General features: G+C 72.7%; 13 protein-coding genes. 4 read left to right on the forward strand and 9 right to left on the reverse strand.

From position 1 onward, the window contains the following. Window positions 1-52 precede the first annotated feature (52 nt). Both V6D49_RS05825 and V6D49_RS05830 read left to right on the forward strand, forming a co-directional pair. On the forward strand, window positions 53-1222 hold the full coding sequence (locus V6D49_RS05825) for a cysteine desulfurase family protein (protein WP_340557713.1): 1170 nt from the start codon (window positions 53-55) through the stop codon (window positions 1220-1222). A gap of 102 nt (window positions 1223-1324) precedes the next feature. Continuing rightward, a complete protein-coding gene (locus V6D49_RS05830) occupies window positions 1325-1933 on the forward strand; it encodes a DUF4190 domain-containing protein (protein WP_340557715.1) in 609 nt (202 codons plus the stop codon). Here the strand turns inward: V6D49_RS05830 and V6D49_RS05835 are convergent. Beyond that, on the reverse strand, window positions 1930-2634 hold the full coding sequence (locus V6D49_RS05835) for an N-acetylmuramoyl-L-alanine amidase (RefSeq protein ID WP_340557716.1): 705 nt from the start codon (window positions 2632-2634) through the stop codon (window positions 1930-1932). The two genes, V6D49_RS05830 and V6D49_RS05835, sit on opposite strands and share 4 nt — an antisense overlap. A gap of 205 nt (window positions 2635-2839) precedes the next feature. Between V6D49_RS05835 and mnmA the strand changes: the two genes are divergently transcribed. Continuing rightward, complete coding sequence (gene mnmA / locus V6D49_RS05840) at window positions 2840-3991, forward strand: tRNA 2-thiouridine(34) synthase MnmA (RefSeq protein WP_340557718.1); 1152 nt, start codon at window positions 2840-2842, stop codon at window positions 3989-3991. A gap of 15 nt (window positions 3992-4006) precedes the next feature. Here mnmA and V6D49_RS05845 read toward each other — a convergent pair whose 3' ends face one another. After that, window positions 4007-4891, reverse strand: a complete 885-nt coding sequence (locus V6D49_RS05845) for a thioesterase family protein (protein ID WP_340557720.1) — start codon at window positions 4889-4891, stop codon at window positions 4007-4009. Between the two features lie 61 nt (window positions 4892-4952). On the opposite strand from V6D49_RS05845, the gene V6D49_RS05850 reads away from it, so the two are divergent. Next, window positions 4953-5576, forward strand: coding sequence for a trimeric intracellular cation channel family protein (locus V6D49_RS05850; RefSeq protein ID WP_340557722.1), 624 nt, complete (start codon window positions 4953-4955; stop codon window positions 5574-5576). A 57-nt stretch (window positions 5577-5633) separates the two neighbouring features. Here the strand turns inward: V6D49_RS05850 and V6D49_RS05855 are convergent, their stop codons facing one another. From V6D49_RS05855 to V6D49_RS05885, 7 genes are all read right to left on the reverse strand, one after another. Continuing rightward, entirely contained in the window at window positions 5634-6683 is a 1050-nt protein-coding gene (locus V6D49_RS05855) for an ABC transporter ATP-binding protein (protein ID WP_340557724.1), read from the reverse strand. Further along, window positions 6680-7720: an ABC transporter ATP-binding protein gene (locus tag V6D49_RS05860; RefSeq protein WP_340557727.1), complete on the reverse strand. Its 1041-nt coding sequence runs from the start codon at window positions 7718-7720 to the stop codon at window positions 6680-6682. The genes V6D49_RS05855 and V6D49_RS05860 overlap by 4 nt, the downstream gene beginning before the upstream one ends. A 4-nt stretch (window positions 7721-7724) precedes the next feature. Next, window positions 7725-8681: an ABC transporter permease gene (locus tag V6D49_RS05865; protein ID WP_340557729.1), complete on the reverse strand. Its 957-nt coding sequence runs from the start codon at window positions 8679-8681 to the stop codon at window positions 7725-7727. Continuing rightward, window positions 8681-9685, reverse strand: coding sequence for an ABC transporter permease (locus V6D49_RS05870; protein WP_340557730.1), 1005 nt, complete (start codon window positions 9683-9685; stop codon window positions 8681-8683). The genes V6D49_RS05865 and V6D49_RS05870 overlap by 1 nt, the downstream gene beginning before the upstream one ends. Before the next feature lie 103 nt (window positions 9686-9788). Next, the gene (locus V6D49_RS05875; protein ID WP_340557731.1) at window positions 9789-11459 is read right to left on the reverse strand and encodes an ABC transporter substrate-binding protein; all 1671 of its coding nucleotides are present in this window, start codon (window positions 11457-11459) and stop codon (window positions 9789-9791) included. Between the two features lie 207 nt (window positions 11460-11666). Then, entirely contained in the window at window positions 11667-12473 is an 807-nt protein-coding gene (locus tag V6D49_RS05880; RefSeq protein ID WP_445330471.1) for an enhanced serine sensitivity protein SseB C-terminal domain-containing protein, read from the reverse strand. A gap of 157 nt (window positions 12474-12630) precedes the next feature. Continuing rightward, window positions 12631-13431, reverse strand: a complete 801-nt coding sequence (locus V6D49_RS05885) for an enhanced serine sensitivity protein SseB (protein ID WP_340557734.1) — start codon at window positions 13429-13431, stop codon at window positions 12631-12633. Window positions 13432-13534 lie beyond the last annotated feature (103 nt).

The following is a 13534-nucleotide window of genomic DNA, read 5'->3' on the forward strand; positions in this document are numbered from 1 at the left end:
CGGGGTGGCATGCCCCGGACGGGTGACGGGGCCACCGTAGACTTGCCGCACCATGGCCTACCTCGATCACGCCGCCACGACGCCCATGCTGCCGGAGGCGGTACGGGAGCTGACTGAGCAGCTCACCGTCACCGGAAACGCCTCCTCCCTCCACGCCGCGGGGCGCCGGGCCCGCCGCACCGTCGAGGAGTCCAGAGAGCGGGTGGCCGCCGCGCTCGGAGCCCGACCCAGCGAGATCGTCTTCACCTCGGGCGGCACGGAGGCCGACAACCTGGCCGTCAAGGGCCTGTTCTGGGCCCGCCGCGCCGCCGACCCGCGCCGGACCCGCGTGCTGGCCAGCCCCGTCGAGCACCACGCGGTGCTCGACGCCGTGCACTGGCTGGCCGACCACGAGGGCGCCCGCGTGGAGTGGCTGCCCGTCGACGCCGTCGGCCGCGTCCACGCCGAGGCCCTGCGCGAGGCCCTCGCCCGCGACCCGCACGACGTGGCCCTCGCCACCGTCATGTGGGCCAACAACGAGATCGGCACCCTCCAGCCCGTCCCGGAGCTGGCGGCCGTGGCCGCCGAGGCGGGCGTGCCCCTGCACGCGGACGCCGTGCAGGCGCTCGGCCAGACCGCCGTCGACTTCGGCGCGACGGGTCTGGCCGCCATGGCCGTCAGCGGCCACAAGACCGGTGGCCCCTACGGCATCGGCGCCCTCGTGCTGGGCCGCGACCAGAGCCCGGAGCCGCTGCTGCACGGCGGCGGGCAGGAGCGCGACGTCCGCTCCGGGACGCTGGACGTGCCCGCCGTCGCCGCCTTCGCGGTCGCCGCCGAACACGCGGCGGCCCGGCACGCGGAGTTCGCCCGCGAGGTGGGCGCCCTGCGGGACACGCTGATCGAGGCCGTGCGGGCCGCCGTGCCCGACGCCGTCCTGGGCGGCGACCCGGACCCGGCGGGCCGACTGCCCGCCAACGCGCACTTCGCCTTCCCCGGCTGCGAGGGCGACTCCCTGCTGCTCCTGCTCGACGCCCAGGGCATCGAGTGCTCGACCGGTTCCGCCTGCACGGCCGGGATCGCCCAGCCCAGCCATGTCGTGCTCGCCACCGGGGCCGACCCGGAGCTGGCCCGGGGCACGCTGCGCTTCTCCCTCGGGCACACCTCCACCGCGGCGGACGTCGCCGCGCTGGCGGAGGCCATCGGGCCCGCCGTGGCCCGCGCCCGCTCCGCCGGGCTGAGCTGACGCCGCGCGGTGGGCCGGGGCTGCCACCGGGTGCGTTACGGGGGTGATCTCCTGGGGTAGGCGGGTCGAGGCAGGCTCGCTGTCCAGTCCGAAGGGAAGCGCATGACGTCCAACACCCCTGAGCCCCAGGACCCCCGCCCGGAGGGCCCGATGGGCCGACAGGGCCCCTACGACAAGCCGAACGACCCCTACGGTCCGCCCGGTGGCTCCGGTGCGCCGGGCTCGCCCGGCGCACCTGGCACCCCGCCCGGCTACGGCGGCCCGGGCGGCACCGGCGGCGGCCCACCGGGGTACGGCGGCCCGGGCGGTTACGGCGGGCCCGGTGGCTACGGCGGCCCGGAGGGGTACGGCGGTCCGCCGCGCAGCCCGCGCAACGGCTTCGGCATCGCCGCGCTCGTGCTGGGCATCATCGGCGTCCTGCTCTTCTGGACCGTCATCGGCGGTCTGCTGCTCGGACTGCTGGCGGTGATCTTCGGCATTCTCCACATGCGCCGCAAGAAGAGCGGCGAGGCGGCGGGCCCGATGGGGCTCATCGGCCTCATCCTCGGTGCCCTGGGTCTGGTCGGCTCGGTGGTCGTCCTCATCGCGGGCGTCTCGATCTATAACTCCGAGGAGTTCGGCAGCTACCGGGAGTGCCTGAACGACGCGGGCAACGACCAGGCGAAGATCGAGGAGTGCGCCCGCGAGTTCGACGAGGACCTCAACCGCTAACCGGCATCCGCTTCTTCGTCGGACGGCCGCGGTACGGGCCGGGCGTCCCGCACCATGCGCAGGTAGCGCTCCCAGTCCCAGTGCGGACCGGGATCGGTGTGGTCGGCGCCCGGCACCTCGTTGTGCCCGACGATGTGCGTGCGGTCCTTGGGGAGGGAGTACCGGTCGCAGATGTCGGCCGTCAACCGCGCCGAGGCCCGGTACATGGCGTCCGTGAAGTCCTCGGGCCGGTCGACGAACCCCTCGTGCTCGATGCCGATGCTGCGCTCGTTGTAGGCGCGGTTGCCCGCGTGGTAGGCGACGTCCAGCTCGCGGACCATCTGGGTCACCCGGCCGTCCGACGTCCGGACGACGTAGTGCGTGGCCGCCTGGTGGCCCGGGTCCTGGAAGACCTTCAGCGCGGTGGCGTAGCTGCCCTGGATGACGTGGACGACGACGCGGTCGATCGTGAAGTCGTGCGGGCGGCTGGCGAGCCGCCAGTTGGACCCGGAGGCGGCGAGCCAGTCGGCCTCCGGGAAGTCCACCTCACCCTCGGTGCGCGGCACGACGTTGCCCGGCACCCGGTACCACAGACCGCGCAGGTCCTCCCGGAACCCGTAGCCGATACCGCCGAGCGCGACGGCCGTCCCGCCGGTCAGCAGCGCCCTGCGGCTGACCTTCCGCCGACGCTCGACCTGCTGCCCTCCGGGCTGTGCGGCCATCGGCCCCCCTACTGCACTCGTCCTGCGTGACGTTCCGGTTCCGGTGTGCGGGCCGACGCGCGTCCGGGCGCGTGTCCTGGCGCATGTCCCGGCGCGTGTCCTGGCGTCGGCCTCCCCGTACCGACAACGCCGCGGCCCTGCGCGCGGTTCCACACGGGAGCACGGCCGGAGGGTGTCGGCGGCGGCACGTACCCTGGGAGGCGCTATGACTGACTCCACCGCTGCCCTCCCCACCGGCCCGCGCCCCGACCGTCGGCTGCGGGTGCTCGCCGCCATGTCCGGCGGGGTCGACTCCGCCGTGGCGGCCGCCCGCGCGGCCGAGGCGGGGCACGACGTCACGGGCGTCCACCTGGCCCTGTCGGCGAACCCGCAGTCGTTCCGCACCGGCGCCCGGGGCTGCTGCACGCTGGAGGACTCCCGCGACGCCCGCCGCGCGGCCGACGTCATCGGCATCCCGTTCTACGTCTGGGACCTGGCGGAGCGCTTCAAGGCCGACGTGGTGGAGGACTTCGTCGCCGAGTACGAGGCCGGGCGCACGCCGAACCCGTGCCTGCGCTGCAACGAGAAGATCAAGTTCGCCGCGCTGCTGGACAAGGCGCTCGCCCTCGGCTTCGACGCCGTCTGCACCGGCCACTACGCGACGGTCGTGGTGGGCGCCGACGGGCACCGCGAGCTGCACCGCGCGAGCGACGCCGCCAAGGACCAGTCCTACGTCCTCGGGGTGCTGGACGAGCGGCAGCTCGCGCACGCCATGTTCCCCCTCGGCGACACCCGGGCGACCAAGGAGGAGATCCGGGCCGAGGCCGAGCGCCGGGGGCTGGCGGTGGCGAAGAAGCCGGACAGCCACGACATCTGCTTCATCGCCGACGGCGACACGCAGGGCTTCCTGGCGCGGCACCTGGGCACCGCCGAGGGCGACATCGTCGACGAGGACGGGCAGCGGGTCGGCTCCCACACCGGGGCGTACGGCTACACCGTCGGGCAGCGCAAGGGGCTGCGGCTCGGCCACCCGGCGCCGGACGGCAAGCCCCGCTACGTGCTGGACATCTCGCCGGTGGACAACACGGTGACCGTCGGCCCCGCCGAGGCGCTCGACGTCACGGAGCTGACCGCGATCCGGCCCCGCTGGTGCGGGACGCCCCCGGCCGGTCCGGGCGCCTACACCGCGCAGTTGCGGGCGCACGGGGCTGAGACGCCGGTGACGGCGGAGACGGCCGACGGCGAGCTGCGCGTCACCTTCGCGACACCGGTGCGCGGCGTGGCGCCGGGGCAGGCCGTCGTGCTCTACGACGGCACCCGCGTCGTCGGTTCCGCGACGATCGCGACGACGACGCGGGCCGCCCGCGCCGGGGGCTGAGCGCGGCTCACCGGGTCACCGCTTCAGGACCCGCGCCAGCTGCCGGGACTGGGCGACGAGCCGGTCCGCGCTGTCCCACACCTCGGCGTCCTCCTCCAGGAAGCCGCCCGCGAGGTTGCGGGTGGTGATCGCCACGCGGACGGGTCCGGGCGCCGGCCGGCAGCGGATGTGCGCGGTGAGCTCCACCGTCGGCACCCACCCCGTGATGCCCAGCTCGAACGCGGTCGGCGGCAGCGCGTCGACGGCGAGGAGGAGCGCCAGCGGGTCGAGGTCGCGGCCGTCGGCCAGGGCGAACCAGGCGCGCATCTCGCCGCGTCCGCTCGGGGCGCCGACGGCCCAGCCCACGGTCGCGGGGTCGACGCGCAGGTCGAGCCGGGCGGCGATGGGGGGCGCCGTGGCGGGGTCGTGGTGGGGGTCGTCCCGCGCGCTGAGGCACTGGGCGGCGGGCGGCATCGGCGGCGGCTCCGCGCTGGTGCGGACCTCGTCGGTGAGGCGGTCCAGGTCCCCGTAGGTGGCCAGGACGCGGATGCGCTCGGTCTCGGTGCCGTCGTCGGCGCGCTGGAGGAGCGTGGCGGACCCGGCGGCGAGGGTACGGCCCGGCGGCGCCGGGTCGGTGCGGATGACGGCGGGGCCGGGGCGGCTGGCGGTCAGGTAGTGCGCGGTGACGGTGAACGGGTCCGGCTGCGCGAGGGCGTCCCCGAGGGCGCGGGCGGTGAGGGCCAGCAGGTAGCCGCCGTTGACGGCCTCCCCGATCGCCCAGCCCGCCGAGAGGTCGGCGTCGTAGAGCCCGCGGTGGTCGCCGGCGCGACGGCGCACCTGCGTGTCGCGGTCGAACTCGCTGTTCCCGAGCGTGGCGGGCGGCGATGCGGCGGCCCGCCCGTCGTGCAGTGCCTGTGTCATACCGGGACCGTACAAGCTTTTATTACCACCAGGTAGGTTCAGGGGTGGGATCATCGTCCCCATGCTCCACGTGCTCTACCTGGTGGGTGTCGCCGCCTTCGCGGCCAGCGGGGTCCTCGCGGCCCACCGCGCGAACATGGACCCCTTCGGCGGGCTGGTCCTCGCCTTCGCCGCCGGTGTCTCCGGCGGCACCCTGCGCGACCTCATCCTCGGCCGCGATCCGCTGTACTGGACGCAGGACTGGGTACTGCTCACCGTCATCGCGTCCGTCGGCGTGGTCACCATGGTCTACCTGCGCTTCCGCAGCCTGCCGCACCGCACCCTGCTGCTCGTGGACGCCGTCGGGCTCGCCGTCGTCACGGTCATCGGCGCGCGGGCCGCCCTGGAGTCCGAGGTGACGCCGCTGGCCGTGCTGATCCTGGCGGTCCTGACCGGCGTCACCGGCGAGGTGGTCCGGGACGTCCTGTGCGGGGAACTGCCGCCGCTGCTCCTGCGCGAGGAGGTCTACGCCACGGCCGCTTTCGCCGGGGCGCTGTGCTACCTGCTGCTGGACTGGGCGTCGGTGGGCCAGGGCCCCGCGACGGTCGTCTCGGCCGCCGTCGTCCTGGCCCTGCGCATCGCCGCCATGTACTTCGGTCTCAGCCTCCCGAGGTCCCACTCCCATCTGGAGCAGGAGCAGGGCTGACCGGCGGGCCGGGTCCGGCGACGGCCGTCACGCCACCGCCGCCGGAGCCCGGCCGCGTCACACCGGCGACGTCTCCGGCGACTTCTCCGGCGACGACTCCCCGGCCCGGGTGATCGTGCCGTCGGCGATCTCGGCGGCGTAGTGACAGGCCACCCGGTGGCCGTCGCCGACGTCGCGCAGCGTCGGCCGTTCCGTGGCGCACAGCGTCTCCTGCTTCCACGGGCAGCGCGTGTGGAAACGACAGCCCGTGGGGGGATTGGCCGGGGAGGGCAGGTCGCCGGTCAGCAGGATGCGCTCACGGCCGTCCTCCACCACGGGGTCCGGCACCGGGACGGCCGACATCAGGGCGCGGGTGTAGGGATGGCGGGGCTCGGCGTACAGCAGGTCGCTGGGCGCCTCCTCCACCAGCGAGCCCAGGTACATCACGCCGATGACGTCCGAGATGTGCCGGACGACGGCCAGGTCGTGGGCGATGACCAGGTAGGTCAGGCCCATCGACTCCTGGAGCTCCTCCAGCAGGTTCAGCACCTGCGCCTGGATCGAGACGTCCAGTGCGGAGACCGGCTCGTCGCAGATGATGACGTCCGGTTCCAGCACCAGCGCACGGGCGATCCCGATGCGCTGCCGCTGGCCGCCGGAGAACTCGTGCGGGTAGCGGGAGAGCGCGTTCGCGGGCAGGCCGACCTTGGCGAGGATGTCCAGGATGCGCTTCCTGCGCTCCCCGGCGTCCGCGCCGATACCGTGCGCGGTCATGCCCTCGGTGAGGATCGACTCGATGTTCTGCCGGGGGTCGAGGCTGCCCAGCGGGTCCTGGAAGACCATCTGGAGCCGCCGACGCGCCCGGCGCATCTCCTCGCCCGGCAGCGCGGCCAGGTCGGTGCCGTCGAAGACGACGCCGCCCGAGGTGATGTCCACCAGCCGCAGGACCGCGCGGCCCAGCGTCGTCTTCCCGCAGCCGGACTCGCCCACCAGACCGTAGGTCTGGCCGGCCTCCACCGACAACGACACCCCGTCGACGGCGTAGACGTGTCCGACGGTCCGGTCGAAGAAGACGCCCCGCTTGACGGGGAAGTGGACCTTGACGTCGTCGAGTTCGAGCAGGCTCATGAGCCGGCCTCCGTCTTCTCCAGGTCGACTGTGTTCCCGGGGGTCCCGCGATCCCCGTGGTCGTCGTGCGTCACCGGGTTCACGCACCGGGCCTGGTGCCCCGGGGTGTGCGGCTCCGTCAACTGCGGGGTGCCGGTGAGGCACTCCATCGTGTAGGAGTCGCAGCGCGGGGCGAAGGCGCAGCCGTCCGCCCAGTCGATGCGGTCGTTGATGGAGCCGCGGATGGGCCGCAGCGGTTCGCCGCGCGGGGCGTCCAGCCGGGGGATCGAGCCGAGCAGCCCGTGCGCGTAGGGGTGGGTCGGTGCGGCGAACAGCGGGCGCCGCGCCGCCGACTCGACGACCTTGCCCGCGTACAGCACGTTGACCTGGTCGCACAGACCGGCGACGACGCCCAGGTCGTGGGTGATCATCAGCAGGGCGGTGCCCTCCTCGTCCACCAGCTCCTTGAGCAGCTCCAGGATCTGCGCCTGGATGGTGACGTCGAGGGCGGTCGTCGGCTCGTCGGCGATGAGCAGCCGGGGCGCACAGGCCACGGCCATCGCGATGAGCGCGCGCTGCCGCATACCGCCGGACAGCTGGTGCGGGTACTCCTTCAGCCGCCGGGTGGGGTCGGGGATGCCGACGCGGTCGAGCAGGTGGGCGGCCTCCTTGCGGGCGGCCTCCCCCTTCATCCCCCGGTGCCGCTTGAGGATCTCCGTCACCTGGACGCCGATGGGGACGACCGGGTTCAGGGAGGACAGCGGGTCCTGGAAGATCATCGCCAGCTGCGAGCCGCGCAGGTCCCGCATCCGGGCGGTGGACAGGCTCAGCAGGTCGGTGCCGTCGTAGTCGGCGCGGCCGCCGATCGTCACGCCTCGGCTCGGCAGCAGGCCCATGAGCGCCAGCGACGTCACGGACTTGCCGCAGCCGGACTCCCCGACGAGGCCCACGACCTGGCCCTGGTCGACGTCGAAGGAGACACCGGCCACGGCCTGCACGTCGCGGCTGCCGCGCCCGCTGAAGGTGATGGTCAGTTCGTCCACGGAAAGCAACGGCATGTCATCAGCTCCGCAGTTTCGGGTCGAGGGCCTCGCGCATCGCCTCGCCCAGCAGGGTGAAGCCGAGGGCGGTGATGATGATGCCCAGCGCCGGGTACACGGCCAGCATCGGAGCGCTGTCGAAGTAGCCCTGGGCCTGGGCGAGCATGACGCCCCACTCCGGTTCGGAGGCGTCCGGGTTGCCGAGGCCGAGGTAGGACAGGGCGGCCGCCTCGATGATGGCGGTGGCGAGGCTGAGCGTCGACTGCACGATGACCGGGCTGAGCGAGTTGGGCAGCACGTGGCCGAGGGCGATGCGCCGCTTGCGCACGCCGAGGGACTGGGCCGCCAGGACGTAGTCCGAGCCGCCCTGCGCCAGCATCGCACCCCGCAGCAGCCGCGCGAAGATGGGCACCTGCACGACACCCACCGCGATCATGACGGTGGTGAGCGACTGCCCCAGCACGGCCGCGATGGAGACGGCCAGCAGCAGCGAGGGCAGCGCGAGCATCATGTCGATGAAGCGCATGACGACGGTGTCGAACCGCTTGCCGGCGGCGCCGCCGAGCGTGAGGGCCGCACCCGAGGCGCCGCCGATCAGGGCGCCGACGGTGAAGCCCAGCAGGGTGGCGACGATGCCGACCAGCAGGGTCTGCCGGGCGCCGATGAGCATCCGGGAGAACTCGTCGCGTGCGAGGTGGTCCAGACCCAGCCAGTTCTCGGCGCGCGGGCCGACGAAGATGTTCTGGTTGGTCAGCACCTCGCCGCGCCAGGTGTGCGTGTCGGTGGGGTCGTAGGGGGCGATCCACGGCCCGAGCACGGCGAGGAGGACGAACCCGCCGATGATGACGCCGCCGATGAGCGCCATCTTGCTGCGCCGCAGCCGGCGCATGGCCTCGACCCACAGGCTGTTGCCGGTGGTCGTCTCCCTGCTCGCGGTGAGTTCGGCGAGCCGGTCGATCTTGTCGGTCTTGGTGCTCATCAGTGCACCCGCACTCTCGGATCGATGAGGCTGTACGCCAGGTCGACCAGCAGGTTGATGATGACGTAGGCCAGCGCGATGAACATGATGAAGCCGACGAGCACGGGGTAGTCGCGCTGGTCGATGGCGGTCTTGATGAACGAGCCGATGCCGCCGAACGCGAACACCGACTCGGTCAGGACGGCGCCGGAGAGCAGCCCGCCGGTCAGCAGGCCGATGGCGGTGACGACGGGCAGCAGGGCGTTGCGCAGCACGTGCCGGCCGCGCACCACGTTCTGCTTGAGGCCCTTGGACTCGGCGGTGCGCACGTAGTCCTCGCCGAGGACCTCCAGGACACTGGCGCGCGTCATGCGCACGATGATGGCCAGCGGGATGGAGGCGAGCGCCATCGCGGGCAGCACCAGGTGCTGCACGGCGTCCCAGGAGGCGTCGAACTCACCGGTGAGGATGCCGTCGAGGACGTAGAAGCCGGTGACCTCGGTGGCGTCGAGGCCGGTCGTCTGGCGGCCGAAGGCCGGGAACCAGCCCAGCTGCACGGCGAAGAGCGCCTTGAGCAGGTAGGCGAGGAAGAAGACGGGGATGCAGATGCCGAGCAGCGAGCCCGACACGGCCGACACGTCGAGCCAGCTGCCGCGCCGGCGGGCGGCGAAGTAGCCGAGCGGGATACCGACGGCGATGGCCATGATGATGGCCGTGACGCCGAGTTCGACGGTGGCGGGGAAGGCCCGGGTGAACTCGTCCCACACCGGCTGGCCGGTCTGCGTCGAGGTGCCGAGGTCGAGCTGGCCGAGCCGCTCCAGGAAGCGCCCGTACTGGACCCACAGGGGCTGGTCGAGGCCGAGTGCCTTCTCGATCTGGGCCTTGTCGGCCGCGGTGGCTCTTTCGCCCAGGAGGGCCGCGGCGGGCCCACCGGGCAGCAGGCGCACCCAGACGAAGAGCAGGACCGACAGACCGAGCAGGGTGGGTATGAGCTGCAGAAGTCTTCTGACGACGAGACGCAACACCCCGCGCTACCCCCTTTCTTGGGGTTCGAACTAGGGCATCGGACGCGGGTCCGCCCGGCCACCTGGATGTCGTGGCCGGGCGGACCTCACGCGATGGTGGGGACTACTTGAAGGAGACCTCGGCGAAGTTCTCCTGCGTCAGCGGGGAGACCTCCGGCGGGTTCACCTCGTCGGAGAACGCGATGGAGGGCGGCGAGGAGGAGATCGGCACGCCGGGGACGTACTCCATGATCGTCTCGTTGGCCTTCTTGTACAGCTCCACGCGCTGGGCGACGTCCGGCTCGGACTCGGCGGCCTTCACCGCGTCGAAGACGGCGTCCTCACGGAAGCCCCACTGGGCGTCGAAGCCGCTGAACCAGGTGCCGATGAAGTTGTAGCCGTCGTTGAAGTCACCGGTCCAGCCCAGCATGTGCAGGGCGCAGGAGCCGTTCTCGGTGGCGTCCAGGTAGTCCGGGGCCCACTTCATGGGCTTCGGGTTGACCGTGATGCCGGCCTTCTCCAGGTCGGCCTTCATCAGCTCGAACATGTCGGCCGGGGCCGGCATGTAGGGGCGGGTGACCTCGGTCGGGTAGCAGAAGTCGATGCTCAGCTTCGACTCGCCCGCGTCGGCCAGCAGGTCCTTGGCCTTGTCGGTGCTGAACTCGTAGGTCGCCACGTCCTTGGAGAAGCCGTCGACGGTGTCCGGCATGAACTGCGTGGCGACGACACCGCCCTCGGGGAGCTGGGTGTTGACGAGGTTGTCCCGGTCGATGGCGTGGGTGATCGCCTGCCGGACCTCCTTCTTCTCCAGCGCCTCGTTCGCCCCCTGGGACATGCCCAGGTAGAAGATGTTGAAGACGCCTCGGACGGGGACCTGGAAGCCCTTGTCCTTCAGCCCCTCGACGTCGGACGGCGCGACCAGGTCGTAGCCGTCGATGTTGCCGGCCTCCAGCGCCTGGCGGCGGGCGTTCTCCTCGGAGATGGTGCGGAAGACGAGCTTCTCGACGCCCGCCTTCTCCTCGCCCCAGTAGTCGTCGAAGCGCTCCAGGGTGACTTCCTGGTTGCCCTTGTCCCACTCGGCGATCTTGAACGGCCCGGTACCGGCGACCGTCCCGGCCTCCTGGCTGTACTTGGGGTACGTGAGGGCGTCGCCCTCGCCCGTGGCCGACTCCTTCTTGTACTCCTCGATGGCCTTCGGGGAGTGGATGGCCAGGGCCTGGAGGGAGAAGCCACCGGGCAGGTTCGCCGAGGCCTCGTTCACCGAGATGACGGCCGTCAGCTCGTCCTGCGCGGAGCAGCCCTTGTAGTTGGGCTCGGCGGTGTCCTCGCTCTCGTTCTTCGCGAAACCGCCGAAGATGGTCTGCCAGTAGTAGGAGATCGCCTTGTTCTGGTACGTACCGGTCCAGTTGAACCAGTAGTCGTAGTTCGCGCAGACGGCCTCGGCGGTCAGCTTCTCGCCGTCGTGGAAGGTGACCCCCTCACGGAGGTTGAACGTCCACTCGGTGCCGGCCTCGTTGCTCTCCCACGACTCCGCCAGGCCGCCGACGAGCTCGCTGCCGCCCGGCTCGTGCTCGATCAGCGCCTCGAAGGCCTGCCGGGTGACGCGGAACGTCTCGCCGTCGCTGGCCAGGGCCGGGTCCAGGGAGCCGGGGTCGCCGGGGGCGCCGAAGACGAAGGTGTCTCCGCCTTCTCCGCCACCGTCGTCGTCCCGCTCACTGGCGCATCCGCTGGTTATCAGTCCGACCGCAAGGGTGGCCGCGATCGCCGTGACGACCCTGGATCTGGTTCTACGCATCGTCCACCTCAGGGGTCTGGTGGTGCAACAGATTCTGGTCGCCCGCACATTACTGTGCATCCATAGAGGTGTGAACCGTCCGCATGCCGGTGATACCGAGCTGAGACCAGCGGCGGAAGCACCGATAAAAACGTCCCTGGGCGGCGTACCGGACGATATCCCCCGGGCTGTGACGGGGGCCCGCACCGGGCGGCGCGCGCTCGGGCGTCAGCGGGCGTGGGGGTGGCCGTAGCCGGGGGTCGGCGCGGGGTGGTGGGCGGTCGCCGCCGCGTCCCGGTCGAAGAAGGGACGGGCGTGGGCGTGCAGCCACATGGCGACCGGATCGTGCGCGTCGGACATCGTGACGGCGGAGACGGGCAGCCCCGGGGGCAGCGCTCCGGCGGCCTGCCGCACGGTGCTGAGCGCGGTGTGCGCGGCCTGCCCGGCGTGCGGCCCGCCCTCGTAGACGTCGACGCCGATGGCGAGGAACGCCGAGCCGTACGCGGGGCGGACCCAGGCCCGGCGCAGGCTGCGGACGGCGGGGGTGCGCTGAGCGTGGTGGGTCAACTGGGCGTAGAACTGCGGTGCCTGCACCGTGGGTTCCCCGATTCCGAGCGGCCCGGCCGGGAGCCGGTCGAGCCCCACGGCGAGGCGGCGAAGGTCGGGCCACGGGATGCCGAGGCCGCCGCCGGGCCCGTGCGGGTCCAGCCACAGCCCGAGGTGGCGGGGGTAGAGCAGGCCGGCGGCGTCCCGCCCGGTGGACGTCCCGTGACCACGGTTCCAGCCGCTCGCCTCCAGCGCGCGCGGGGAGGTCGCGCACGGGACGTAGCCGTGCCCCGCGACGTCCATGCGCGCGTACCGGGCGTCCGGCGCGTCCGGGGCGCCGTGCCACAGGAAGGGCAGCAGGCGGGTACCGGCGAGAGCGTGCAGCAGCGCCTCGTACCGGTCGTACCTGTCGTCCCGGACGGGCGACACCTGGCGCAGCAGCACCTCGACGCTCTCACCCGCGCTCACGTCCGCCGCCCTTCTCCGCATTCGACCTGCTCGGGCACCAGCCGTGCGCCCCCCGACATGAAATCAGCTTACGAGCCCCGGACGGCACGGCCGGGACCGCTCAGTCGCGGTGCGCCGTTCACTCACCCGCCCACGCCCCGGCCCGCGTCGTCGTACTCGGGCCAACCCGGCAGTCTACTCAGAGGGGGCGTGAGTAGAAGGGCCGGACGCACTCGCGCAGCCAGCCGACGACCGGATCGTGCGGCGCGGCGTCGAGGAGGACGAGCTGCACGGGCCAGCGCACCGTGTGCGTGCTCAGCACGCGGGCCAGCGCGTCGTGCGTGGCCTGCCGGGCCTCCGGCTCCAGGAGGTCCAGCTCGACGCCGACGAACAGCGCGGGCGGGTCGCCCTCGGCGCTGGCCAGACCGCGCCGGGCCGTCCGTATCTGCGGCAGCCGCCCGAACTCGGTGGCGGCGGCGGACAGGAAGTCCACCGGATCGTCCTGCCAGTCGGGCTCGAACAGCCGCACCCGCGCGCCCGTCGGCGCCCCCGGCACGCCCTCCGCGCCGCCCTCCTGGCACAGCAGCGCCACCGCCTGCGGCGGGACCGGCGCCCCGACGGCACCCTCCGGGTTGACCACGATGCCGACGTGCGGCGGCAGCCCCCGGGCGAACTCCCTGGCCGGGACGACGGCGTAGCTCATCGGTACCCGCACGCAGTGCACGAACTGCTCCTCGGAGCTGTAGACGGGCACGTACGGCACGCCGTCCCGCTCCACGGTGGGCAGGTCGACGTCCCGGCTGTCCGGGCCGCCGCCCTCGGGGAGCGGGACCCACAGGCTGCTGCGACCCAGCACCTCCATCAGCCGGGCACCGGCGTGCGGCTGCCCGACGGAGGCGGCCAGCGTCTCCTCCAGCTCGTTGCCCGGCCGACCGCCGGCGTGTCCCGGCCCGGGGTGCGGAGGCTGCGGTGACGGATGCGGCTGCTGGGGAGCTGTCATGGGCGAAACCCTAGCGGGGGACGTCGCCCGGTAGGCAGGGCGCCGGGGATTGACCCGGACGGTGGCCTGACGTGACCGTCCGGTTGCACGTCGTGACGTCCGC

The organism is Streptomyces sp. GSL17-111, from assembly GCF_037911585.1.
In the GTDB taxonomy this organism is placed as follows: domain Bacteria; phylum Actinomycetota; class Actinomycetes; order Streptomycetales; family Streptomycetaceae; genus Streptomyces.